The sequence below is a fragment of the Cohnella ginsengisoli genome, from assembly GCF_029525555.1.
GTDB classification, from domain to species: Bacteria; Bacillota; Bacilli; order Paenibacillales; family Paenibacillaceae; genus Cohnella; species Cohnella ginsengisoli.
Genome location: NZ_JAPDHZ010000008.1, coordinates 348,941 through 372,940, shown reverse-complemented (window position 1 = coordinate 372,940; position 24,000 = coordinate 348,941). Strand labels below are relative to the sequence as shown.

General features: G+C 59.4%; 26 protein-coding genes and 2 pseudogenes. 24 read left to right on the top strand and 4 right to left on the bottom strand.

The window, feature by feature from the left end; translation table 11 throughout:
- Positions 1-273: 273 nt before the first annotated feature.
- The 8 genes and pseudogenes from OMP38_RS35345 to OMP38_RS36500 all read left to right on the top strand — a co-directional run.
- Positions 274-1,284 (top strand): annotated as a pseudogene (locus tag OMP38_RS35345) (sensor histidine kinase); the annotation flags it as partial.
- A 115-nt stretch (positions 1,285-1,399) separates the two neighbouring features.
- On the top strand, positions 1,400-2,023 hold the full coding sequence (locus OMP38_RS32490; RefSeq protein ID WP_277568732.1) for a sensor histidine kinase: 624 nt from the start codon (positions 1,400-1,402) through the stop codon (positions 2,021-2,023).
- Complete coding sequence (locus OMP38_RS32485) at positions 2,020-3,603, top strand: response regulator (RefSeq protein ID WP_277568731.1); 1,584 nt, start codon at positions 2,020-2,022, stop codon at positions 3,601-3,603. The genes OMP38_RS32490 and OMP38_RS32485 overlap by 4 nt, the downstream gene beginning before the upstream one ends.
- A 189-nt stretch (positions 3,604-3,792) precedes the next feature.
- The gene (locus OMP38_RS32480; protein ID WP_277568730.1) at positions 3,793-4,713 is read left to right on the top strand and encodes an ABC transporter permease; all 921 of its coding nucleotides are present in this window, start codon (positions 3,793-3,795) and stop codon (positions 4,711-4,713) included.
- Between the two features lie 16 nt (positions 4,714-4,729).
- Positions 4,730-5,662, top strand: coding sequence for a carbohydrate ABC transporter permease (locus OMP38_RS32475; protein WP_277568729.1), 933 nt, complete (start codon positions 4,730-4,732; stop codon positions 5,660-5,662).
- 74 nt (positions 5,663-5,736) lie between these two features.
- Positions 5,737-6,555 (top strand): type 2 periplasmic-binding domain-containing protein, encoded by an 819-nt coding sequence (locus OMP38_RS35340; protein ID WP_338130721.1) that lies wholly within the window; start codon positions 5,737-5,739, stop codon positions 6,553-6,555.
- Positions 6,509-7,336, top strand: a complete 828-nt coding sequence (locus tag OMP38_RS35335) for an ABC transporter substrate-binding protein (protein ID WP_338130744.1) — start codon at positions 6,509-6,511, stop codon at positions 7,334-7,336. The genes OMP38_RS35340 and OMP38_RS35335 overlap by 47 nt, the downstream gene beginning before the upstream one ends.
- A 275-nt stretch (positions 7,337-7,611) precedes the next feature.
- Positions 7,612-7,722, top strand: coding sequence for an AraC family transcriptional regulator (locus OMP38_RS36500; RefSeq protein ID WP_420869805.1), 111 nt, complete (start codon positions 7,612-7,614; stop codon positions 7,720-7,722).
- Between the two features lie 159 nt (positions 7,723-7,881).
- On the opposite strand, the gene OMP38_RS32465 is transcribed toward OMP38_RS36500, so the two are convergent.
- Together OMP38_RS32465 and OMP38_RS32460 are read right to left on the bottom strand one after the other, a co-directional pair.
- Entirely contained in the window at positions 7,882-8,301 is a 420-nt protein-coding gene (locus OMP38_RS32465) for an SRPBCC family protein (RefSeq protein ID WP_277568728.1), read from the bottom strand.
- A gap of 119 nt (positions 8,302-8,420) precedes the next feature.
- Positions 8,421-9,488 (bottom strand): NAD(P)H-dependent flavin oxidoreductase, encoded by a 1,068-nt coding sequence (locus OMP38_RS32460; protein WP_277568727.1) that lies wholly within the window; start codon positions 9,486-9,488, stop codon positions 8,421-8,423.
- Positions 9,489-9,740: 252 nt separating this feature from the next.
- On the opposite strand from OMP38_RS32460, the gene helD reads away from it, so the two are divergent.
- The 6 genes and pseudogenes from helD (at position 9,741) to OMP38_RS32430 (ending at position 16,362) form a co-directional block, all read left to right on the top strand.
- On the top strand, positions 9,741-12,146 hold the full coding sequence (gene helD / locus OMP38_RS32455) for an RNA polymerase recycling motor HelD (protein WP_338130720.1): 2,406 nt from the start codon (positions 9,741-9,743) through the stop codon (positions 12,144-12,146).
- A 201-nt stretch (positions 12,147-12,347) separates the two neighbouring features.
- The gene (locus OMP38_RS32450; RefSeq protein WP_277568726.1) at positions 12,348-12,797 is read left to right on the top strand and encodes a hypothetical protein; all 450 of its coding nucleotides are present in this window, start codon (positions 12,348-12,350) and stop codon (positions 12,795-12,797) included.
- A gap of 309 nt (positions 12,798-13,106) precedes the next feature.
- Positions 13,107-14,792, top strand: coding sequence for a methyl-accepting chemotaxis protein (locus OMP38_RS32445; protein ID WP_277568725.1), 1,686 nt, complete (start codon positions 13,107-13,109; stop codon positions 14,790-14,792).
- A 303-nt stretch (positions 14,793-15,095) separates the two neighbouring features.
- Positions 15,096-15,176: pseudogene (locus OMP38_RS32440) on the top strand (sigma-70 family RNA polymerase sigma factor); the annotation flags it as partial.
- 125 nt (positions 15,177-15,301) lie between these two features.
- On the top strand, positions 15,302-15,499 hold the full coding sequence (locus tag OMP38_RS32435; RefSeq protein ID WP_277568724.1) for an RNA polymerase sigma factor: 198 nt from the start codon (positions 15,302-15,304) through the stop codon (positions 15,497-15,499).
- Positions 15,500-15,816: 317 nt separating this feature from the next.
- Positions 15,817-16,362, top strand: a complete 546-nt coding sequence (locus OMP38_RS32430; protein WP_277568723.1) for a DUF5666 domain-containing protein — start codon at positions 15,817-15,819, stop codon at positions 16,360-16,362.
- Positions 16,363-16,446: 84 nt separating this feature from the next.
- On the opposite strand, the gene OMP38_RS32425 is transcribed toward OMP38_RS32430, so the two are convergent.
- Positions 16,447-16,671 (bottom strand): hypothetical protein, encoded by a 225-nt coding sequence (locus OMP38_RS32425; protein ID WP_277568722.1) that lies wholly within the window; start codon positions 16,669-16,671, stop codon positions 16,447-16,449.
- A 187-nt stretch (positions 16,672-16,858) separates the two neighbouring features.
- On the opposite strand from OMP38_RS32425, the gene OMP38_RS32420 reads away from it, so the two are divergent.
- From OMP38_RS32420 to OMP38_RS32410, 3 genes are all read left to right on the top strand, one after another.
- Positions 16,859-17,206 (top strand): GNAT family N-acetyltransferase, encoded by a 348-nt coding sequence (locus OMP38_RS32420; protein ID WP_277568721.1) that lies wholly within the window; start codon positions 16,859-16,861, stop codon positions 17,204-17,206.
- A gap of 627 nt (positions 17,207-17,833) precedes the next feature.
- Positions 17,834-18,391 (top strand): hypothetical protein, encoded by a 558-nt coding sequence (locus OMP38_RS32415; protein WP_277568720.1) that lies wholly within the window; start codon positions 17,834-17,836, stop codon positions 18,389-18,391.
- Between the two features lie 37 nt (positions 18,392-18,428).
- On the top strand, positions 18,429-18,560 hold the full coding sequence (locus OMP38_RS32410; protein ID WP_277568719.1) for a hypothetical protein: 132 nt from the start codon (positions 18,429-18,431) through the stop codon (positions 18,558-18,560).
- Between the two features lie 522 nt (positions 18,561-19,082).
- Here OMP38_RS32410 and OMP38_RS32405 read toward each other — a convergent pair.
- Positions 19,083-19,211 (bottom strand): hypothetical protein, encoded by a 129-nt coding sequence (locus tag OMP38_RS32405; RefSeq protein WP_277568718.1) that lies wholly within the window; start codon positions 19,209-19,211, stop codon positions 19,083-19,085.
- A gap of 188 nt (positions 19,212-19,399) precedes the next feature.
- Between OMP38_RS32405 and OMP38_RS32400 the strand changes: the two genes are divergently transcribed.
- The 7 genes from OMP38_RS32400 to OMP38_RS32370 all read left to right on the top strand — a co-directional run bounded on the left by OMP38_RS32400 (position 19,400) and on the right by OMP38_RS32370 (position 23,964).
- Positions 19,400-19,918, top strand: coding sequence for a polysaccharide deacetylase family protein (locus OMP38_RS32400; protein ID WP_277568717.1), 519 nt, complete (start codon positions 19,400-19,402; stop codon positions 19,916-19,918).
- A gap of 57 nt (positions 19,919-19,975) precedes the next feature.
- Positions 19,976-20,464 carry a HAMP domain-containing protein gene (locus tag OMP38_RS32395; RefSeq protein ID WP_277568716.1) on the top strand — a complete coding sequence of 163 codons (489 nt, stop codon included), beginning with the start codon at positions 19,976-19,978 and terminating at the stop codon, positions 20,462-20,464.
- A gap of 20 nt (positions 20,465-20,484) precedes the next feature.
- A complete protein-coding gene (locus tag OMP38_RS32390) occupies positions 20,485-20,985 on the top strand; it encodes a sensor histidine kinase (RefSeq protein WP_277568715.1) in 501 nt (166 codons plus the stop codon).
- Between the two features lie 444 nt (positions 20,986-21,429).
- Positions 21,430-21,846, top strand: a complete 417-nt coding sequence (locus OMP38_RS32385; RefSeq protein ID WP_277568714.1) for a hypothetical protein — start codon at positions 21,430-21,432, stop codon at positions 21,844-21,846.
- 89 nt (positions 21,847-21,935) lie between these two features.
- Positions 21,936-22,514: a TetR/AcrR family transcriptional regulator gene (locus OMP38_RS32380; protein WP_277568713.1), complete on the top strand. Its 579-nt coding sequence runs from the start codon at positions 21,936-21,938 to the stop codon at positions 22,512-22,514.
- Positions 22,515-22,582: 68 nt separating this feature from the next.
- Complete coding sequence (locus OMP38_RS32375) at positions 22,583-23,143, top strand: NAD(P)H-dependent oxidoreductase (protein WP_277568712.1); 561 nt, start codon at positions 22,583-22,585, stop codon at positions 23,141-23,143.
- A gap of 110 nt (positions 23,144-23,253) precedes the next feature.
- Positions 23,254-23,964, top strand: a complete 711-nt coding sequence (locus OMP38_RS32370) for an SDR family oxidoreductase (RefSeq protein ID WP_338130743.1) — start codon at positions 23,254-23,256, stop codon at positions 23,962-23,964.
- Positions 23,965-24,000 lie beyond the last annotated feature (36 nt).

The following is a 24,000-nucleotide window of genomic DNA, read 5'->3' as shown; positions in this document are numbered from 1 at the left end:
GTTGCGCCGAAAATCGCCCCGGCTACGCGTATCCTGCAAATGTACACGATACAGCGCAAATGACGCTTCCCCGCGTGGTGCCGGCTCGCTATCCTGCACTTTTGCGCGATAGACCGGTTTTTTCGCGATACGCATGGCCGGTACGCGAGACGCCGGCGATCCGCAGACGGTCCAAGAGACGATGCCGAACATCTAGTAACCGCTCACATTTCATTGTAAAATGGGTCAACCCGCTTCTCCGGGGGTGATTCGAAACGGAAAGGGAGCGCGCGCATGGGGATTTTCCGGCTGAACCGCAAATACATCCCGTTTACCTATAAAACGATGCTGCCCTATCTGGTGCTGGTTCTGCTGACGGATATTCTGGTGGGCTACATCTCGTACACCATGCTCGTGGAGTCCCGGACCGAGATGGCGGAGACGAACATCCGGACCGCGATGCGGCAGACGAGCAACAATATCGAATACCAGATGGACGAGATTACGCGCATGACGAATTCGCTTTTTCTCAATACGACGTTCCAGAACGCGCTGCAGTTCAGGGGCGATCTCCGGGAAAACATGCTGAAGATGAAAGACGATATCGTGCCGTACATGAAGGCGCCGCTCCAGCTGTACGGCAACAAGCTGAGGCTCGTCCTGTACGCGGTCAACGAGACGATGCTGGAGATCGGGGGCGACGACATGTCGCAGCCGATCGTCCGGAGCGATTATTACGTGCTGTCCGCGCAGGGCGTCGCGCAGACGGATTGGCTCAAGTCCGTCTCCCCGTCGAGCAGGGACAAGCTGTGGCTGCAAATCGACACCGACCGCGAGCTCGGGAACATCTCCTATTTTCGCAAGCTGTTCGCCGCGAACGGCACACAGTCGCTCATCGGCTACATTCGCGTAACGGCGAGGTTCGACGAGCTGCTCGGCAACTTCGATACGTTTCCGATCGAGCAGGGCATCGTCCTCCGGCTGAAGGATAAGGCAACGGCCGCGAATCTGTACGAGCGCGGGACGATGGCGGCGAATGCCGACGCGAGCTCCTACCTGATCATCAGCGAAGATATCCCCGATTCCGACTATGCGATCGAGACTTGGGTGCCTCACCGGTACTTGAACAAAGACGCGAGCAAGATGCGCAGGGTGATCGGCGCCGTCTGCGCGATCAGCTTCGCGGTCATGGCGCTTATCGGCTTCCTCGTCGCGCGGCTGTCCGGCAAGAAGATGAAGCGGATCGTGTCGCTCGTACGGTCGTTCCAGGAGGGCAACTTCTACAAGCGGATCGGGTTCGCCGGCAACGACGAGTTCGTCTACATCGCCGACGCCTTCAACCAGATGGCCCAGAGCATCCAGGAGCTGATCCGGGACGTCTACGAGCAGGGTATGCAAAAAAAAGCAGGCGGAGCTGGACGTGCTGCAAGCGCAGATCAGTCCGCATTTCCTGTACAACACGCTCTCGACGATCGGCAGCCTGGCAAATCTCGGCGAGGCCGACAAGGTGACGAAGATGGTTCAGGAGCTTTCCAAATTTTACAGGCTGACGCTGAACGAGGGGCAAGTCTATATTTCTCTTGAAGAAGAAGTGGAGCAGGTCAAGGCGTATCTCGACATCCAACGGGTCAAGTACGCGGACACCTTCCAGGTGTATGTCGATATCGACCCGGATATTTTGCGGGTGCCGATCATCAAGCTCGTCCTGCAGCCGTTCGTGGAAAATATATTCAAGCACGCCTGGTTCGGGGAGTCGATCGCCATCCGGATCACGGGCAGGCGGCTCGGCGGCGACCGAATCGAGCTGAAGGTCATCGACAACGGCATCGGGATGCGGCCGGACACGCTTAAGAGAATGCGTTCGAGCGAAGCGCGCTCCGGCGGCTACGGCCTGAAGAACGTGGAGGAACGAATCAAGATGAGGTACGGCAGCGACTTCGGCATTCGCATCGGGAGCTACTACGGCGCGGGCACGACCGTCGAGCTGATCCTGCCGATGGACAACGCAGAGATTCGGGAAGACAAGGAGCGCGGTGATCAATGACGGATAACGGAATCAACGTCTTGTTGGTGGACGACGAGGCGGTCGACCTGGAATGGCTGAGGCGCCGGGTCGCCGGGCACGAGCAGCTGTCGGGCGCAAGCGTGCGGACGGCCTCGAGCGGATTCGCTGCGCTTAACCTGATGAAGCAGCAGCGGATCGACATCATCCTGTCCGACATTCGTATGCCGATCATGTCCGGCACCGAATTCGCGCGGCAGGCCAAGGAGATCAATCCGCAGGTGTCCATCGTGTTCATCAGCGGACACGAGGACTTTGGCTACGCGAAGCAGGCCATCCAACTGAACGCTTACGGCTATCTGCTCAAGCCCGTCGAGGACGGCGAGCTGAATGCGACTTTGACGGAGCTATGCGGCAAGATCGAGCGGGAGAGACGGCAGCATACGTCGCTGACCGAGACGCTGTCGCTCGTCAACCAGGAGCTGCTGCTGCGCTGGTTCAACGAGTCCGCGCCTGGCGATGTCGAGGCGCACGTCCGCAGCTTCCTGGCGCCGATGCTCCAGGGCGGCACCGCGGTCGCCATCGTCGAGATCGACGATATCGCGTGGAAGACCAGCAGCTCGACCGCGGAGGAGCGCCGCGCATGGCTCGCCGGCGCCGCCGGGTTCATCCGCCGGTTCGCGCAGGAGCGCAACATGGGCCTCGTCATCGACGCCTACGACAGCCGCTTCGTCCTGCTGGCCGCCGTGCCCGAGCCTTCTTTTTCCGCCCTGCTCGAAGAGCTGATCCGCGCTTTTTACGCCGAGTTCGCCTTCTCCGTCACGATCGGAACCGGGATGTACACGACCGCGTTCGACCAGCTGCACGACTCCTACCGGCAGGCGCAAGCCGCGCTCAGCATCAAGTGGATCGTCGGCAAAAACCGGCTCATCAAGGACGCCTCGCAGTGGCGCCCGAAGGAGCGGATCGCCCCGAACCTGGAGGAGATCGTCGACCGGATGCTGAAGGCGATGCTCGAGTACGACCTGACGACGATCGACGACTGCCTGCTGCAGCTGTTCGACGGCGACCATCCGCTCTCCCAGAAGCACGAGATTTACGATCTAATCATCCGAATCACGTCCAAGCTTCACGCGGATCTGCGGCAGCTCAACGAGCATCTGTACGAGATTCTGAATTGGGACGCTCACCAGCCGCTCATCCTGTTTCAGTTCGAGACGGTGCACGACATATTGTCCTGGCTCAGAAGGCGTTTTTTCGAGCTGTCCGAGCTGCTCTACCTGAAGCGGCAGCGACAGAAGCGCAAGCTGATCGACGACATTACGGCGTACGTGAAGGACAGGCTGGAGCAGAAAATCACGCTCAACGAAGTGGCCGCGCATTTTAACTTTACGCCGAACTACCTGGGCCAGCTATTCAAGGCCGAGACCAACAGCCTGTTCAGCGACTTTCTGAACGACCTGCGCATGAAGCGGGTATGCGAGCTGCTGCAGGAGCCGACCAAGAAGGTGTACGAGATCGCGGAGCAGGTCGGCTATAAAAACATCATCTACTTCAACCGCCAGTTCAAGCAGCACATGGGCATGTCCCCCGGCGAATACCGCAAGAAGCACAACATCTGAATCGACGCCCCCTTCACGAGACTCCGGTTCCCGCGGGAACAGGGGCCTCCTTTTTTTTCGGACGAATCGGAACTTAAACTTTTCACCTCGATCGTTGAATTTGTATTAAGTTTAGTTGTTCCGCTGAATTATGCCGCTTCGTCCCGCCTTCTATAATGAGAGCTACAGAGGAGAGAGGGGGGAGCGGATATGCGGCTGCGCAGCTTCTGGCACGATGTGAAAAAATACAAAATGTTCTTGTTGATGCTGACCCCTGCGGTCGTCTTCTACCTTTTGTTCGCTTATATCCCGATGGCGGGCATCGTCATCGCGTTCAAGCGCTACGATTATGCCGGCGGCATTTTCGGCAGCGCATGGAACGGACTGGACAACTTCCGCTTTTTCTTCGACTCGGGCAACGCCTGGCAGGTGACGCGCAATACGGCGCTGTACAACGTGGCCTTTATCGCGGTGAACAACGTCCTGCAAATTTTCGCCGCGATCCTGCTTTTTGAAGTCGGGGGCAAGTGGTTTCGCAAAATCATTCAGTCGTCGCTGTTCCTTCCGTACTTCATTTCCTGGGTCGTGGTCGGCGCCATCGCCTACAACCTGCTGAACTACGACATTGGCACCGTGAACGCCATGCTCAGAGGACTCGGGCTTGAGCCGGTCGATATTTACAACACGCCCGCCTACTGGCCGTTTCTGCTGGTGCTGGTGTCCGCCTGGAAGGGGCTCGGGTACGGTACGGTCATGTATCTGGCCGCCATCACGAGCATCGACACCGAGATGTACGAGGCGGCGGAGATCGACGGGGCGAACATCTTCCAGCGCATCCTGAAGGTGACGATCCCGAATCTGTACCCGACGATCATCATCCTGGTGCTGCTGGCGGTCGGCAACATTTTCCGCGGGGACTTCGGGATGTTCTACAACATGGTCGGCAACAACGGGATGCTGTTCTCCGCGACGGACGTCATCGACACCTTTGTCTTCCGGTCGCTCATCACGTCCAACGACATCGGCATGTCGGCCGCGGCCGGCGTCTTCCAATCGGTGCTCGGCTTCGCTACGATCATGGCGGTCAACTATGCGGTACGGCGGTACGACAAAGACCGCGCGCTATTCTAAAGAGGAGGCTGGTGACATGAGCGCAACGGAGCTGAATGCGGACAAGTCGTTCGCCAAAACCTCGGGCGTCAAAAAGACGGATCAGAAAGTATTCGCCGCTATCGGGTACGTATCGCTGACGATCATGGCGCTGCTTTGCCTGCTGCCGTTCCTGCTGGTCGTGTCTTCGTCGCTGACGAGCGAGAACCGGATCATTACGGCGGGTTATCAGTTTATCCCGACGGACTTTTCGGTCGAGGCGTACAGCATTTTGTTTAAATACCCGACCGAGATGATCCAGGCCTACCTGGTGACGATCGGGGTGACGATCGGCGGCACGCTGCTGGGGCTGTTCCTGACTTCGATGACGTCCTACGCGCTGTCCCGCAGGGACTTCAAGTGGCGCAACGGCTTTTCCTTCTTCTTTTTCTTCACCACCTTGTTCAGCGGCGGGCTCGTCCCGTGGTACCTGCTCATCGTGAACTACTTGCACATGAAGGATACGGTGCTCGCGCTGATCGTGCCGCTCGTGCTCAACGTCTTCTACATCATCGTCATGAAGTCGTTCCTCGGCGGCATCCCGGAGGCGATCGTCGAGTCGGCCAAGATCGACGGCGCAGGCGACTTCCGCATCTATGCGCAGCTGATTCTGCCGCTCTCCAAGCCGGCGCTCGCGACGATCGGGCTGTTCCTGGCGCTGGCCTATTGGAACGATTGGTACAACGCCCTGCTGTTCGTGTCGGACGAGAAGCTCATGCCGCTTCAGTACTATTTGTACAAAATGCTGGGCAACATGGACGGCATGCGCAAGGCGATGATGGGCGCGGGGGCTGTCGTGACGACGGCCATTCCGACAGAAAGTTTGAAGATGGCGATGACGGTCGTCGCGACGGGCCCGATCCTGCTGGCCTATCCGTTCGTGCAGCGCTACTTCGTTCAAGGTCTCACGATCGGCGCGGTAAAGGGATGAATACGGGGCGACCCGGTTTATCGATATAGCTTCATCAGACAAGGGTTAAGACTATCATTAGGGGGAAGATCGGCATGTTGAGAAAAAGCAGATGGACGATGTTCACGCTGTTGTTCGCTTTCGTGATGATCATGAGCGCATGCGGCGGCAACGACAACAAAAATTCCGGATCGTCGGCAAGTTCAAGCGCGGAGCCGTCCAAGAGCGCGTCGGCCTCGGCCTCGTCTGCGAGCAGCAGCGCCGCCGCGCCGGCCGAAGGGGCCGTCGACACGTCCAAAGAAGTGAAGCTGAAGATGATCTTCGTCGGACCGAAGCCGGTTGATTACGATTCCGTTTTCGCCGAGATCAACAAGAAGCTTAAGGAGAAGATCAACGCGACGATCGAAGGCGAATTCCTCGACTGGTCCGACTGGGCGCAGAAGTATCCGCTGAAGCTGGCCGCGGACGAGAACTTCGACCTGATCTACTCGGCCAACTGGGCGGGCTACAACGACCAGGCGCTGAAGGGCGGATTTCTTGAACTCACCGACGATATGCTGGCTAAGTACGCGCCGCAGGCATGGAAGAACATGTCCAAGGTCAGCTGGGACCAGGCGAAGGTCAACGGCAAGCTCTACATGGTGCCGCAGAACCGCGGGGAATCCGTAGAGAAGCTGATCCTGTACCGCGAAGATCTGCGCAAAAAAGTACAACCTGCCCGAGATCAACAGCCCGGAAGCGTATGCCACATATTTGAAAACGATTGCCGAGAAGGAGAAGGGCATCGTGCCGTTCACGCCGGAGACGGGCGACTGGAAGTTCCACAACCTCGACCGCGTGCTGCTCAAACAGCAGAACGAGTGGAACATGTTCGACCTGGATATGCCGTTCGCCTTCAAGCTGACGGACGATAAGGGGCAAGTGTTCAACGTCTACAACACGCCGGAGTTCAAGCAATTGGCGACGTATTACAAGGATCTCGCGGACCACAACGCCTGGTCGAAAAACGTGCTGAACAGCAAAAACGACCACCAGGCGGACTTCAAGGCGGGCAAGACGGCTTCGATCACGCATAACAACGGCACGCTCGGCTCGCTGATGGCGCTCATGCGCCAGGAAAATTCGCCGTACGAAGTGGCGCTGGCGGATATTAACCAAGGCAAGAAGAAGTCGGTGGCGATCTCGACGCAAAACGGTACGTCGGTGCACGCGTCCTCCAAAAACCCGGAGCGCGCGCTAATGGCGATCGACCTGTTCCAGAACGACAAAGAGCTGCACGACCTGATCATGTACGGCATCAACGGCGTCCACTACGAGCCGGTCGGCGACGACAAGTACAAGGCGCTCGACAAGAACCCGAACTTCACGGGCTTCTCCAACTGGAGCTTCAACTCGCCGCTCAACCGCGACAACGAAGCGTTCCCGCAGGAAGCGTCGGACCTGGTCAAGAGCTGGGAAAAGAACGTCTACCATTACCCGCTCGAGACTTTCGTGTTCGACAACAGCAAGGTCAAGACGGAGATCGCCAACGTCGGCAACGTCATGCTGCGCTACGGCATTCCGCTCGAATACGGCCTGGTCAAAGACATCGACAAAGGCCTGGCCGATCTGAACAAGCAGCTGGACGCGGCCGGCATCGCCAAGATCCAGACCGAGCTGCAATCGCAGATCGACGCGTTTTTGGCGAAGCAGTAAGGCAGTAGATAGGGCGGCTGCGGCGCAGCCGCCTCGGAAGTTGGGCTAGGCGCGGGATCGCGGCGCCAGCCGAGGCAGAAGCAAACGGGATGAAGCAGAGCTTTTCTGCTTCATCCCGTTTTTGTTTAGTGGATGGTCGCGTTTAGTAGTAGGAGGCCGATGGTGTTTCTATTTAGAAACGCTGGAGCGCATTTGGCGGGCTTGGCGGATGTTTCGCGCGGAGCGAAAGGCGATCACGCTGCAGTCGATCGGGGACTTCGTTTACTTGAACTGCGCTGCGCGTATACGAGATCACGCAGCATGTCTGCTACCAGAGCGCGCAGCATTTCATTCGGAGGTTCAAGAGCTATTACGGCGTGACGCCGGAGTTCTATCGCAAGAGCTGAGCGGAAAAGACGCCGTATGAGATATAAAATGGAAGGAAGGGGGGGATCCAGTTGAGAGCAACGCCGCGCAAACGGTCAGCGTTCGTGATTCGATCGGAGACCCTTGTCATCTCGCCAACCAGCGCAAATCTGCGCTGGTTGGTTCTTTACCGGGAACGTTTATCGAACGCTTCCTTTTGCCTCGGCTTCGATCGCTGCCTTCATCACCTGCGACCCGCGGTCGACGCGCGCCTGAATCTCGGCAGCGAGGCCGTCCGGCAGAAAGTCCGTCGTCCATACGAGCTTGGCGACGCCGTCTTCGTGCGGGAAGACTTGGAACGAAGCGTGGTGATGCAGCAGCGGGGTCTGGCTCTCGACGACGGCATAGGCCATGCGGCGCGCCTGATCGTCGACGGACACGATGTACTCGCGCACGACGTTGCCGCCAAGCATCGTCAGCGTCCGCTCATGACCGTTCATTCGCGTATCCTCGGTGTACCTGGGAACAAGGCGGCGATGGACGGCTCCGACGTCGCGGACGGCGTCCCATACTTGTTCGGGCGAAGCTTCAATGAGGATTTCCTTGCGAATCGTTGGCAAATGATCACGCTCCTTGCGTCCCATTATATAGCAGACGGTAAACATTTCAACCAAATACGGAACAACCAAATACGTAAATCGATTATGTCATCTCCAATCCTCTCGCTGCCATACTGAGATCACCCGCTCAACTTTCCGATGGCGGCCTGCGCTTCCGCGATCGTTCGTTTGACGATGTCGGCTGCCGCCTGCTCTGTTGCTAGCCGGAGTCCTTGGCCCGCCCAGAGGGACATGAGCGACGGATCGTCCGCCCGGGCGGCCGCCTGGCGAATGTCTTTCGTCAATGCGTTTTGAATCGGATAGTCGGGAATGGCGCCTTGGTATGCGCGCATGTCCCGCATGAAGTCGGTGCGAATGCCGCGCGCCGCTTTGCCCGAATACGCATCCGTGATCGCCGTGGCGTCTTCGGCAGACGACAAGACCAGCCGCTTGTGCGCCGCGTGGGCGCCGCTCTCCGGGCTCGCCAGAAACGCGGTGCCCATCTGCACGGCCGACGCCCCGAGCGCAAGGCTGGCCGCGAGCCCGCGTCCGTCCATGATGCCGCCCGATGCGATGACCGGTACCGACACCCGGTCCGCGAGCTGGGGCACGAGCGCCAGGGTCCCGATCAGCGCGTCCGCTGCTTCGCTAAGGAAGGTGCCGCGATGTCCGCCGGCCTCGCTGCCTTGGGCCACGATCGCGTCAGCCCCGGCCGCTTCAAGGGTTATGCCTTCTTCGACGGTCGTCGCCGTGCCGACGATAACGATACCGCGCCGTCTCATCGACTGAATGGTTTCCGCAGGCGGAATGCCGAAGGTGAAGCTGAATACCGGCACCTTTTCATCCAGCAAGACCTGCACCTGATCCTCGAACGAGGGCGCATACGCGGCAATCGCGGGGTTCGGCTCGATGCCAAGCCTCTCCCGATAAGCGTTCAGATGCGCATTCATGGCCGATATCTCGTCGTCCGTCGACCCCGTCCGCTCCGGAACGAACAGATTGACGGCGAAGGGTCGATCCGTCCGCCGCCTGACCTCCCGGATCGCGTCGCGAATCTGCGCAGGCGGCCAGTAGCCAGCGCCCAGGCTGCCCAGCCCGCCGGCGTTGGACACCGCGGCGGCCAGTTCGGGCGTGGCGGGGCCGCCCGCCATCGGCGCTTGAACGATGGGATAGGCGATGCCGAGTTTGCGGGTGAATGAAGTGTTCATTTGGGTGCCCCCCTCCGGTAGGTCGTTCCCTTGTACGAGCGTTAAAACAAAAAAAAACCGGCATCGGCCGGTGTATGTAAATATTCGATTGCATCGCAAGCAGAGCCGTGGTACGATAAGAAACCACTGACTATATTTCTCATAAATTTATGGTTGTTGCATGTTATCTTCACATTAATCATACCACGTGGGTTTATGGATTGTCAAACGTTCTTTTTCTACCCATTAACGGAAGGGAGCGGGATCGGCAAAATGATGAACGAACGGGATTGGAAGCAAGAGCAGGCGCGTCTGGACGAGGTAACGGAAAAGCTGCGGACGAGGATCGCCGAACTGGAGCCGGAGGCGTCGGGCTTGCGGGATCAGGCGGGAGACCTTCGCAAGCGGTTTTGGGAAGAGGTGACGGTGAACACGGCCACCGACGAGGACTTCGAGGAGACCTTCTACAGCATCAAGCAGCAGGAGGCGCTGCTGTCGGAGCGGGAACGCAGCTACCGGCTGCGACAGCAGCAATGGAAGGGGTTGAGCCGGCTGCTACCCTCGCCTTACTTCGGTCGAATCGACTTCATCGAAGACGGGCTGGACGCAAGCGAGCAGGTGTACATCGGCGTGTCGTCCTTCGTCGAATCGGACGGCTTGCGGTTTCTGGTGTACGACTGGCGCACGCCGATCGCGAGCATGTACTACGATCACGCCCCGGGACCTGCCTTTTACGATACGCCGGGCGGACTCGTGAGCGGGACGATGGAGCTTAAGCGGCAGTATCAGATCCGCGAGGGCCGTCTGCAGAACGTGTTCGATACGAGCCTGACGATCGGCGACGAGCTGCTGCAGCAGGTGCTCGGCCACGGCGCGGACGCGCAGATGAAGACCATCGTGGCGACGATCCAGAAGGAGCAGAACGCCATCATCCGCGACGACAAGAGCCGGATGCTCATCGTGCAGGGGGCGGCAGGCAGCGGCAAGACGTCGGCGGCGCTGCAGCGGGTCGCGTACTTGCTCTACAGTCATCGCGAGCGGCTGAAGGCGGACCAGATCGTCCTTTTCTCGCCCAATCCGATGTTCAACAGCTACGTGTCTACCGTGCTCCCCGAGCTCGGCGAAGAGAACATGCAGCAGACGACGTTCCAGGAATATCTGGAGATCGGGCTGGGCACGGGGCTGCGTCCGGAGGACCCGTTCGATCAGATCGAATACGTGCTGTCAGAGTCGGCTTCGCGCGCGTACGAAGCCCGGCTGGAGGGGATCGCTTACAAAGCGTCCGCTGCTTTTCTTCATGCGCTGCGAGGCTATGCGAACTGGCTGGGAAGGGCGGGCATGCGGTTTGTCGGCATCCGGTTCCGCGATCGCGACCTGATCCCCGCGGAACGCATGGAGGCGCAGTTCTATGGCTACGATCCCGCCGTTAACGTAGCGAACCGCGTCGCCATGCTGCAGGAGTGGCTGCTGCAGGAGCTCGCCGCGCTCGAGCGCGAGGAGCGGGAGGCGCTGTGGGTGCAGGAGGAGCTTGATTATCTCGACAAGGACGATTATGCCGCCGCATTCCGCGAGCTGCATCAGGATCGGGGCGTGTTCGACTTCGCCGAGCGGTATGAACAAGTTCAAGAGCGTCTGCAGGGGCGGAGCCGGCGGGACGAGAGCGACTTCGACTATGCCGAGCGCGAGGAGCAGTTGCTGCGCAAACAGGTCGTGAAGGAACGGTTCAAGCCGCTGCGTCGGATCGTCAAGCGGATGCGGTTCATCGACACGAACGGGCTATATGCCCAGCTGTTCGGCGGCAGAGAAGCGTACCTCGCGATGACCGGCGAGACCGAGGCGCCGGCGCTCTGGGACGACATCTGCGAGCAGACCAAGGAGAAGCTCGGCAAGCTCGAGCTGTTCTACGAAGATGCGACGCCGTACTTGTATTTGAAGGAGCTCGTCGAGGGCGTTCGGACGAACACGGAGATCCGGCATGTTTTCGTCGACGAGGGGCAGGACTATTCGGTGTTTCAATATGAGTTTTTGAAACGGTTGTTCCCCCGGGCTCGCATGACGGTGCTCGGCGACTTCGGGCAGGCGATCTTCACGCAGGCGACGGAGCTGCACGGCGCGGATTCGCCGCTGATCCGGCTGTACGGCGAGTCGGACACGAGGCTCATCCGGCTGGTCCGAAGCTACCGGTCGACGCGCGAGATCGTGTCGTTCGCGCGGGAGCTGCTGCCGGACGGCCGGGAGATCGTGCCCTTCGAGCGGAGCGGGCCGAAGCCGCTGCTCGCGAAGACGGCGAGCCGCGAGCAGTCCGCGGCGAAGATGGCGGCGGACGTCGCGGCGCTGCGGGCCGAAGGCTTCGCCTCCATCGCCGTCATCGCGAAGACGGCGGCCGAGAGCGCCGAAGCCTACGAGGCGCTGCGCGCGCAGGGTAGCCCTTCGCTGCGGCTCGTCACGAAGGAGACGCCGACCTTCGAGAAGGGAACGCTGGTGCTGCCTGCGTACCTCGCGAAGGGCGTCGAATTCGACGCCGTGCTGATCTGCGACGCTTCCGCTCAGACATACGGGCGGGAGAGCGAGCGCAAGCTGTTCTACACGGCCTGCACGCGCGCGATGCATCGGCTGCTGCTCTACGCTGCGGGGGGAGTGGACGCCGTTCGTGCAGGGGGTGGATGCGTCGTTGTATGAGACGGCGGCGAATCGCATTTAAGCCAAGCGCGCGGCTGCAAACTCATCCCGCCAGGAAGGATATGTCCGAAATATACAGCAATGTACAATTCCTACCGTATCCGCCCGCCGGACGTGGTGCTAAATTAGATAGCGCACCACCCATCCGAGCGGGCAAGCCCGCTCTAATCCAAAGGAGCGAATTGATATGATGCAAGCTGTATGGCAACCTCGCAAAGCGCTGGCCTCCCTAACTGTGTTGGGCATGCTGCTCGCCGGTGCGAACGCCGCGTCTGCGGCAACCGTGTACGAGAGCGAGAGCAACAACTCGGCGTCTACGGCGGACGCCGTCAGCATCGGCGACACCGTGATCGGATCGTTGAACGGGCCGGGGGCGGGGCGGACAACGACTATTTTGCGTTTTCGGCGGCATCGGGCGGCACCGTGTCCGTTACGTTCTCGTCCGACGGGGGGACGAGCGAGGTCGTCAACCAGTATATCTCGATCATCGACGCGACGACCTCTACCACGCTCGCAACCGGCAGCATCTCGCCGGCGAGCCCGCAGCGGACGATCTCGTTCAGCAAGACTGCTGGCCACACCTATCATGTCGTCCTCATTAAGCCGACAGGCTCGGCCGCGCTGTACGGCTACCATCTCGCGATCTCCTGATTGCAGTTCGCCTATCGTTTGCAGAAAAGCGCCCTCGGGCGCTTTTTTTATTTCCCTTTTGTCTGGGCTCGTCTCCACGTATCTCGAGAAGGCAGCTCGATACGGAGCAATTGGCCGCCCATAGCCCCCCTCACCTTTAAATGAGTCCTTCTTGCGACTTTTGACATATGAATGTCTATACTTATGCCAAATTTCGACACAAATTTGGAGGGTTTTCGATCCTTTGGAACAATTTGTTTAGGTCTTTTTACACTTCGTCTTTACTATTGAATTAGCTTGTAGCGATCACAACAGTGTAGGAGGCAGAACATGAATTTTACGATACGGAAAAAGCTGATGGCAGGCTTTTTGGGCGTTATTATTCTTCTCGGTTTGATCAGCGCGATTTCCTATCTGCAATTGCGGCATATAGACAATTCCTACTCGGACCTTGTCGGACGGCGGACCGAGATTCTGATTCAGGCGAAGGAAATGCAAAATTATGCATCCAGAGAGAACAGCAGCTTGCGCGGCGCATTGCTCCGGGAGGAAGGTTCCTCCGACACGCTGGCCGAGATGATCTCCGGTCTTGACGGCGTCATCGCAACGACGAGCGGCTTGGCCCAGCTTCAGCAAGTGAAGGACACGCTGCGCCAGCTTTCAGATCTGAACGCCGGGTTCAAGACGGAGTCGGATCAGGTTCTCGCGCTATTGCGCACCGACCCGGCGGCAGCAAAGGCGTATTTCGTTGAAAAGGCTTCGCCGATCGCGATCAAAATCCGCGACTTGGCGGATCAGATCGCCAAGCTCCAGACCTCGCTCATGGATGAAGGGAGCAAAACCAATTCGCGGCTGGTGGACTCCGTCATCCAGACCGTGCTTACGCTCAGCTTGATCTCCCTGGTTCTGGCGATCGGAATCGCGCTGCTGATCTCCCGGGTCATCGCCAGGCCGATTCTGGCGCTGGCGGACGGTGCGGAGAAGATCGCGTCGGGCGATCTGACGCTGCCGGACATTCGGGTGAAAAATAAAGACGAAATGGCCAAGCTGGCTTCTTCCTTCAACTTGATGAAGTCGAATCTGCGTCGATTGATCGGCGAAGTCGGGATGAACACCGAGCAAGTCGCGGCAACCTCCGAAGAGCTGGCGGCCAGCGCCGAACAGACGAGCAGGGCGACCGAGCAAATCTCGGCGGCCATTCAAGAGGTGGCAGAGGGATCGGCTTTGCAAGTGTCCAGCGTGGCGGCGGCGGCTCAGGCGGCCGAGGAGATCACGAAGGGCATGGAACTGGCCGCATCTTCGATCCAACGGGTCGCGGCGCGCAACACGGATGCGAACGACAAAGCCGACGCCGGCAATCAAGTCGTGGCTCAGGCGATCGAGCAGATGAACCTCGTGCGCGCTTCCGTCGGCGAGACGTCGGAGGTCGTGTATGCCTTGAGCGAGAAGTCCAAAGAAATCAATCAGATCGCGGAGATGATCACGGACATTTCAGCTCAAACGAACATCCTTTCCTTAAATGCCGCCATCGAGGCGACGCGGGCGGGCGAGCATGGACTCGGCTTTGCTGTCGTAGCCCGCGAGGTGAGGCGGCTGGCCGAGCAGTCCAGCGAGGCTGCCGGTCAAGTTCGGGAACTGATTCAGGAGATTCAGAAGGAAGCGGACAAAGCGGTGTATGCGATGGATGCCGGGGCGTCCGTCGTTCAAACGGGCATCGAGCTTGTGAATCGGTCGGGCGAATCGTTCTCGCTTATCGCGGGCGCCGTCGGCCAAGCGGCCGTCGAATCCCAAGAAGTCGCCTCCATCGCGGAACAAGTGAGCGCAAGCGCGCAGAACATGCTGCAGATGATGGAAAACGTAGCCCATATCGCCGAGCAATCCGCAGCCAACATGCAGAACGTGGCCGCTTCGTCGGAGGAGCAAAACGCAGCCATGGAAGAAGTATCCGCTTCGGCTGAAGCGCTGAGCAGAACGGCGGAGGAACTGCAAGAAGCGATCGGCCATTTTAAAGCTTAATTGAATGGAACAGACAGGCCCGCATGCGCTGCGGGTTTTTTTGCGCTCGCCGCTGCCGCTCGCCGCGCATGCTGCACGCATTTCCGGCTCTCGCAGCGTCTATTGCGTGTAAACCAACGAGGAAGCGCAAAATATTTTTAAAAAAACCGTCCGCCATGAAAAATATCCGCCCGCTCGGTTGTATTCAAAGGGAAAGGAGGTGCTGAGGTGTACAATTCATTTGAGCTCAATGAATCTGTGCGACGGGCCTTGGATCGTTATTCGCAAAGTCTGATCAAAATCGCCTTCGCATACCTGAAAAATATGGCCGATGCGGAAGAGGTGGCGCAGGACGTCTTCCTCGCCTATCTGCAGAAACGCCCGGTTTTCGAAAATAACGAACACGAAAAAGCGTGGTTGATCCGCACGACGATCAATAAAAGCAAAAATATGCTCAAGGCCGGCTGGTTCAGGAGCCGCAATCCGGTTCCCGAAAACCTGAGCTACCTCCCCCCCGGGAAGAGAACGAGGTGCTGCAGGCCGTGCTGGCGCTGGACAAGAAGTACCGGATCCCGATTCACCTGCACTATTACGAAGGCTATTCGATCCAGGAGATCGCGGACATTTTGCAGGCTAAGCCCGCTACGGTCGGGACGTGGCTCGCCAGAGGACGGATGCTGTTAAAAGAGAAGATCGGAGGCGCAGAGGATGAAGCGTTCAGTATATAAATCCGCGATGTCTCATTTGAAAACGAGCGAGGACTTTAACGAGGCCACGTACGAAAAGCTTATGCGCGAACTGGAAAAAACGGAGTCGAACGGCTCGGTTCATCAAATCCAATCCAAGGAGATGGCTAAAATGGAAAAGGCGAAGAAAAAGACGTTGACAGGTTGGACGGTTGGAGCAGCGGCGTGCGCGGTACTGGCGGTCGGCATTTTTGCAATCAATCAGAACGGCCCGACGAAGGATTCGGTCGCTTCCCCGACAGTCTCCCCCGTCGGCGACGGCGCAGCCTTCGCAGGTGGTGTCCGAGAAGCCTCCGATCATGGGCAAGGTGCAGGTCAACATCGACGGCGTCATCTCCGAGGTGAGCGCGGACGGCAAGAGCTTCAAGGTCGGCGACCTGTGGGTAGAAATCACGGACCAGACGAAGCTGGGCAGCAACGAACCGACGGCGACCGCGCCTTCCGAAGAACTGCTGCAAAAGGAGTTCAAAGTCGGCAACATCGTGTCCGGCTTCACCTCCCAAGATGTCTCTTCGGGCCGCGTGACGGCTGACGTCATCTACAACAACATGGCACCGGCAAAGGAGGAAGCCCCGATCAAAGGCAAAGCGATGGTCAATATCGACGGCGTCATCTCCGAAGTGAGCGCGGACGGCAAGAGCTTCAAGGTCGGCGACCTCTGGGTGACGGTCACGCCGGATACCGCCATGGGCATCGACGGCCCGACGGCCGCCGAACCGTCCGATGAGCTGCTGCAAAAGGAGTTCAAAGTCGGCAACATCGTGTCGGGCTACACGAGCGAGGACGTGAGCACGGGCAAGGTGAACGCGACGCGCATTTACAACAACATGGCGCCGCAGCAGTAAAAATGAACTGAGCGATCAGGATACGCGCCTGAGTCCCGTTCGAACCAAAAGCTTCCGCCGCAAGGCGGAAGCCTTTTGGCTTGTCTATGCCGCGGCGATCTGCCTGACGCAGCTGACATTCGCTTTAATCGGCGGCCTGGGGGCGCTCGTGAATACCGGTCTGATCCCGTTCCAGCTCATGACCGCGGGCGATATCGTTCCCGCAGCCATGCTGGCGCCGGCGTACGTCGTGGCTGGGTCATCACGTTCGCTAGTCTCGCCCTGGGCATACCGAAGCCGCCGCCGGTTGCGCAGCTTGCGCCATCGCACTGAGCGCAGCCAAGCAAAGATTGGCGCAAGGTGCGCGCGTTGAGATTGCGTCGCAGGTGTCGACGGACATTGTTGTTCACTCCCAGTATTAGAGATAGAATAAGATGTATAAAAGCGCCATTGTTCAGAACGCGGAAGAGAACGGCCTGGAACGGCGCGCAGCAGGCAAGCGGGAGGTTGGCAGGGAATGGCGCAAGAGGCATGGGCTTGTCGCCCGGTGCTGGCGGAAGATTCGGCTGGCGTAGCCGGACTCGCCTTGGAGATCTGGCACGAATATTACGGGGCGCTGCTATCCCATCGACAGATTGTCTATATGGTGGAGAAGTTCCAGTCGCCGACCGCCATCGCGGATCAGATCGCGCAGCAGGGGTACGAATATTATCTGATGCAGGCCGGCGGGGACAACGTCGGTTACTTGGCCGTCAAGGCAGAGGGCGGGAAGCTGTTCCTAAGCAAGCTGTACGTCCTGAAGGCGCAGCGAGGACACGGCTACGCGAGCCGCGCGATGGCTTTTTTTGACGCGTCTGTGCCGTGAGCGCGGCCTTGGCGCCATCTGGCTGACCGTCAACCGGCACAACGACGCCTCGATCGCGGTGTACGAAAAAGAAAGGCTTCAAAAAAGTGCGCGAGCAGGTCGCGGACATCGGCAGCGGCTACGTGATGGACGACTTTGTCATGGAAAAAGAAATCCGCGAGACGGACGGCTGAGGCCTTAAGTCGAACGCTTACTTGCCCGCCGCCGATTCCGGCGGCGGGCTTTTTTTATGACGTTCGCAGTTGGTTCACGCACGAAGTCCCGGCCGGAAACAAATCCTGCGCGCGCAATCCCGCTGGCGAAATCGATCTGATCCGGAAACGAACTGCATTTTTACACCGTTCATCACGTTCAGGGAGTCCCCAACAGAAACAAATCCAACCCGTTCGCAATGCCGCCGGCGAAAGGCAGCTCAACCCATAACAAACGGCCTCGCCTCGCCAGCCTTTCCCTGAAATACACCTGTCTCGATGATTGCGCTATCATCTCGTCCCCCCTCCTTTTAGCCTAATTATTGGTATACAAATAGGTACTTCGGCCCCGCAAATTAATTGGAAAATTCATCTATAATGAAACTAACATTATTCGACACGAATCAACATTTATTCAGAAAAGGTGAATTCATCGATGTTTTCTCCCTTCCTTAAAAAGAAGAACGGCGCGGAGCAGCAGCCTTCGCGCGAAGAGATAGGCTTGAGGAAGGACGCGCAGAAAATGGAGGCCGAGGGAACGGCCTTTGCGGCGGAAACCGGGGAGAGCGAAGCGGCGACGGACGCCGTACTAGTCCCTAAGAGCCATATGGACAAGAAGTCGCTCGATCTGATTTTCGCCGTCGAACAGATGATCAAGGAAAAGCAGCATGTCGAGATGAGCCACCGCGACCTGCAGGATCGGCTCGGCCATGCGAACGGCCAGACCGACCGGCTGAACCGGGACCTTAAAAACCTGGGCAAGGTCATCGAGGAGCGCGAGAAAAGCATTCAGGAGCTTGAGCGGCGGTTGGGCGACAAGAACCTGAAGGTCGATCAGATGATGGAGGATTACCGGGAGCTGCAGGCCGCGCTTACCGGCGAGATCGAGGAGCTTAAGGGCATGCTCGAGCTCGAACGCCAGAACTATGCGGGCCTGCTCCAGAAGTACAACGGCACCTCCGCGGAGAAAAACAAAAAAGATCGGCGAGCTTGAAGAAAAAAACGAGCGGCTCGAGTCGGAGCTCGCCCAGATGAAGCAGAAATTCGACGCCCTGCGTCAGGAGAAGACGCATCTGCTGACGATCGTGAACGACTTCACCAGCCGGCTGACGTCTCCTTTCGGTTCGAACGCGGGCCGGACGGACGGCGTCTCCGCCGACTAAGGCTTTTTACAATCGGAACCGGGAGTAGAAGGGCGAAGGCGGCATGAATACTTACAGCATACAGGTAATGGAGCTGCTGTCGCTCGGGCGTACCGAGGACGGCAGGAATCGCATGGAAATCGCCGTGTCCCGCGAGGACGGGCAGCATACATACGCGATCGATATCGACGCGCTTACTTATTCGGAACTGGAAGCCTTGCGTCCGCTGGACGGCGGCAGGGCGAGGCTCTCGCCTTACCCCAAGTGGGATCCGTACAGGCAAACTTATTATAGCGCGCTGGTCAGGATGACGAGCGCGCTGCAGGACACGCAGTATTTCGCTTGCAGCGAGGCGTATCTGGCGCAGATCCGCCGAATCCGGCAGGGCGAGCTCCCGCTCCTCGCGCCTGGTGGGGAGGGGCCGGAGAGCAGGCGAGAGCGGCCTGCCCGGAGCCGGGGGCCGCTGCTGCGCAAGCTTGCGCCATACGGTCCGAGGCTGTCGGCGCTGCTTCTGCTGCTGCTGTGCGGGGCGGCGGCCGTTCTCTATGTCTCGGCCGGCGGCAGGGCGGATGCGCTGCCCGGCGGAGAGGCGCGCAGCGCGGAGATGAGGACGGTCGGCGCTGCGGAGCCGATCGCCCCGATCGAGCCGGCCGCCGTCCGGGACAACGTCAAGGAAGCGGCTGTCCATGCGGCCGTTCATGCGGACCATGAGGACGCCGCCGCGGATCCCGTCGTGCAGAAGGCGCCGGCGCAAGCCTCGCTTCAGCAGGACGCCGAGGAGACAGGATACGTGGTCGTCGACATCGAAGCGAAAAAGAAATTTTTCGGACTGCCCAAAGACGAGGTCGCCTTGACCTTCGATGACGGACCTTCCCCCGCTCACGAAGAAGATCGTGGATATTTTAACCGAACACAAGATCGCGGCGACGTTCCTGTTCGTCGGGAAAAACGCGGAGCGTCATCCGGAAGGCGTGGTCTACGCGCACGAGCACGGCATGTCGATCGGGAATCACTCCTGGGATCACGGCGTGCTGACCAAATCCTCGGCGAAGGAGCAGAGCAAAAATCTGTCCATGACGAGCAGCCTGCTGGATTCCTTGACCCATGACAGGGTGACGCTGTTCCGGCCCCCGTACGGCGCCGTCAACGACGCGCTCGTCTCGGCCGCCGCGAAGCAGCATATGAAGACGCTCCTGTGGAACCGGGACCCGGAGGACTGGAACGCCAAAAGCGCCGAGGACATCATCCGGTACTTCCGAGAGGTCGAGGCTGCCGGCGGCGTGTACGTCATGCACGAGGACCAGCACACGGTAGAAGCCTTGCCTGCCATCATCAAGTATCTAAAAGAGAAGGAACTAAAATTCGTGATTTTTAAATAAGGGCTAACGGCTTCCTCGCGGAAGCCGTTTTTTTGATCGCTCTGCCGCTACTGGAGCGTGATCGTTCCGGTCTTCTGCGGATTCGGGCCGGCTCGCCGGACGACGATCTCCGCGATCGCCGCGACGAGCCGGGCCGGCGTCTGGATCGCCGCGCTGGCCGGCGCGCTTCTGGCAGCCGTATTCCTGGGATGCGGTCTGCGCCGGTGGATCGCGAGGCCGCTCGAAGCGATGGGGCGGAGCGCCCGGGAGATCGCCGGCGGGGACCTGGACGTCGCCCTGCCCGACTCCCGCATCCGCGAGATCGCGGAGGTGCGGGACGGGTTCGAGGCGATGCTCGCCGGACTCCGGCAATCCCTGGCGGAACGGGAAGCGTTTGAGGAGGAACGGCGGTTTTTCATCGGGGCGATCGCCCACGACTTGCGGACGCCCTTGTTCGCGCTGCGCGGGTATCTAGAAGGGCTCGAGCAAGGGATCGCCGCTTCTCCGGAGCAGGCGAAAAATACGTCGCCGTATGTCAGGACAAGGCCGGCCAGCTGGACTGCCTGATATCGGACTTGTTCGCGTTCGTGAAGACGGAGTATCCCCGGACTGCCCAGGCGGGAGAGACGCTGGACCTGACGGAAGAGGTTCGTCGCGCCGCCGAGGGCGCTCGCGGAGCCGCGCAGGCCAAGGGAATATCAATCGTGGCGGCGCCTCCGGGCGACGAGCCGAACCTCATCAGCGGCGATGCCCATCATCTCTCGCGCGCGTTCGGCAACTTGCTGGAAAACGCGCTGAGGCACACGCCGCCAAAAGGGAGCATCGTGGTGCGATGCTGGCCGGAGGGCGACCGCGTCATCGTGATCGTCCGGGACACGGGTTCGGGGTTCGCCCCCGAGGACCTTCCCCGGATCTTCGAGCCTTTGTATCGGGGCGAGTCGTCCCGCAGCCGGGACACGGGCGGAGCAGGTCTGGGCCTGGCCATCGCGCGGCGCATCTTCCGGGCGCATGGCGGCGACCTGACCGCGGCCAACCGGACGGAGGGCGGGGCGGAGCTGCGAGGCTGGATTCCGAGCTCGCGTGTTTAGGTCGTTTGGGTCGTCTAAGTCGTCTAGGCGTTTAGGTCGTCTAGATCGTCAAGGCGTCTAAGTCGACTAGGTCGTCAAGATGTCTAGTGCTATCCTGCAAAAGTGCATCATCCAAGGCTGATATGGAGGGTTTTTGCGATCTATCGCGCAAAAGTGCACGATAGCTCATCTGTTTAAGCAAGAACCCGGTTGTTTCGGGTAAAAATCCTGCACTTTTGCGTGATAGGCGGAACGACGAACGGGTGCGGCTCTCGATCGCGTACTTTTGCGCGATAGCCCTTGTATGTCTCATCGCTCGATTGAGAACGATCGGTAAAAATAATTCTTTACTGATCGTTCTCAATGTGCTAATCTGTATTCACAGGCAAGAACGAGGAACGACAAGGTATCCTTTTTTGAGAACGATCGTTCCCGTAATAACAATCATTGAAGGAGCTGGACGGTATGCGTTATTTTGAATCGAAGCACGGCAAGGTCTCTTGGGACGACGAACTGCGAAGTGTCATCATCGAGTGGAAGGGATTCGCTTACGGCGAGGAATTCCAGACGATTCTGCTCAAGGGCGCCGACCTGCTGAAGCTGCGGTATGGCAGCAAGGTGCTGATGGATATGCGCGAAGGCTCGGCGATCAAGGCCGAGGACAAGGCGTGGATCGGCGAGTTTTTTATCCGGCGCGCGTACGAGAGCGGCCTACGCCATCTGGCGATGCTCGAACCCCGCAGCTTGATCGCCAAGATGAGCGTCAACCGCACGGTGGACGGCCTGGGCACGCTGCCTTACCGCCATGAGAGCTTCGAGGACCGGAGCGAAGCCGTGGCATGGTTGTCCGCGCAGGGGCGGGAGCTGCGGGCGATCGGCTGACCATCGGATGACTGCATCCTCGTTTCGGCGCGCTCATTCTTTACCGGTCGTTCTCATAATGATATGATGGAGGTCGGGAGGGAATAACCATGGCCAGAAGCAAAGAGTTCGAAGAAGCCGCGGTCCTGGAAAAAGCGATGAAGCTATTCTGGGAGCAGGGCTACGAGAAGACGTCGCTGAACGATCTCGTCGAGCATATGGGCATCCACCGCAGAAGCCTTTACGATACGTTTACCGACAAGCACACCTTATTCCTCAAGGCGCTGGAGCGGTTCGAGGACCGGATCAGCGGCAGGCTGACGGCCGGCGTCAAGCAGTCCCGGTCTGCCGGAGAAGCGCTGCGGTTCGTCTTCGGGTTTATCATCCACGGCGAGGAGGACGCGCCCGCCGGCTGCATGCTGGTGAATTCGGCCGCCGAACTGGCGCTGCGGGACGCGGAGGTGGATGCCAAGGCTCGCGAAGCGTTCGCGAGCACGGAGCGGCTGCTGGCGGAGATCGTCGCATGGGGGCAGGAGAGCGGGGAATTCGCCCAGCGATACGGCACCGCGGAGCTGGCCGAATACCTGCATAACGCGTTGACCGGACTTCGCGTCATGACGCGGACGACGGTCGCGAAGGAGAAGCTCGAGCGAACCGCCGAACTGACGATGCGTATTTTGGAGCCTTGAGCGCATCGCCTTTTTTTCAACATTCGAGAATGATCGTTCTCAATACTTTGATCAAAGGGAGCATGACTATGAAAACGTTGATTGTCGTCGCGCATCCGGATCTACAGCAGTCCAAAATCAACCGAGCCTGGACCGAACGCATGAAGCAGTTGCCCGATACGACCGTGCACGAGCTGTATCGGACCTATCCCGATTATCGGATCGACGTCCGCCGCGAGCAGGCATTGCTGGACGGCCATGACCGCGTCATTTTCCAATATCCGCTCTTCTGGTACAGTACGCCTCCGCTGCTCAAGCAGTGGTTCGACGAGGTGCTGGAGCCAGGCTGGGCGTTCGGTCCGGGCGGCGAGCACTTAAAGGGCAAGGAGATCGGCATCGCGATCTCGACGGCGGGGTCGGCGGCTTCGTATCAGCCCGGCGGATACAATCTGTTCACGATCCGGGATATCGCCAAACCCGTCGAGGCGCTCGCGAACTACGTCGGCGCGCACTATCTGCCGCCCTTCGCGACGCACAACGCCAGGCACGTGACGGATGAACAGCTAGCCGAGAGCGAAGCCGCATACGTCCATCACCTGGCGACCGTGCGTCACGTTCATGCAGCGGATCTCGTCGCAAGCAACGGATAACGAGGCAACAGAACGAACGAGGCAACGCAACGAACGAGGCAACGACCTTTAACGAGGCACCCGAATAAAAGAGAAATCGAACTTAAACGAGGAGGCATTTCATCATGACAATCAACGACAAAATCGCATTAATAACCGGCGCAAGCGGCGGAATCGGACTGGAGGTGGCCCGGCAGTTGGGTCGCCAGGGCATCACGGTGCTGGTGTCGGCGCGCACGATCGGCGCCGCGGAGAAGGCCGCGTCCGAGCTGCGCCGGGAAGGCATCCAGGCCGAAGGGGTCGAGCTCGAGGTGACCAATGCGTCGCATATCGCGGAGCTGGCACGGTATATCGCGCAGCAGTACGGCCGCTTGGACATTCTGGTGAACAACGCGGGCATCTGGGCGGAGAGCGGCGCGTACGAAGGAGACGCGTTCCGGGATACGTTCGAGGTGAACACGTTCGCGCCGTTCCTTATCACGGAGACGCTCATGCCGCTGCTGCTCCAGAGCGATGCGGGCCGCATCGTGAACCAGAGCAGCGCGCTCGGGTCGATTCATTTTATGCTGAACAATGAACTCGCGCAGCGGATCGCCACCCCGGCCTACGCGGCGTCCAAGGCGGCGCTCAACATGCTGACGGCCTACTGGGCGCAGCGTTCGAAGGGGACGAACCTGAAGGTCAACTCCGTCCACCCCGGCCTGGTCAAGACGCGCATGGGCGGCGATAAGGCGGAGCTGACGGCGGAGGACGGCGCGATCACGGCCGTTCGTCTGGCGACGCTGCCCCAGGACGGGCCGACCGGCGGGTTCTACTACATGGACAGCGAGCTCCCTTGGTAACGGAAATCAAAAACTGCGCTGCAGGTCCATCTCGGA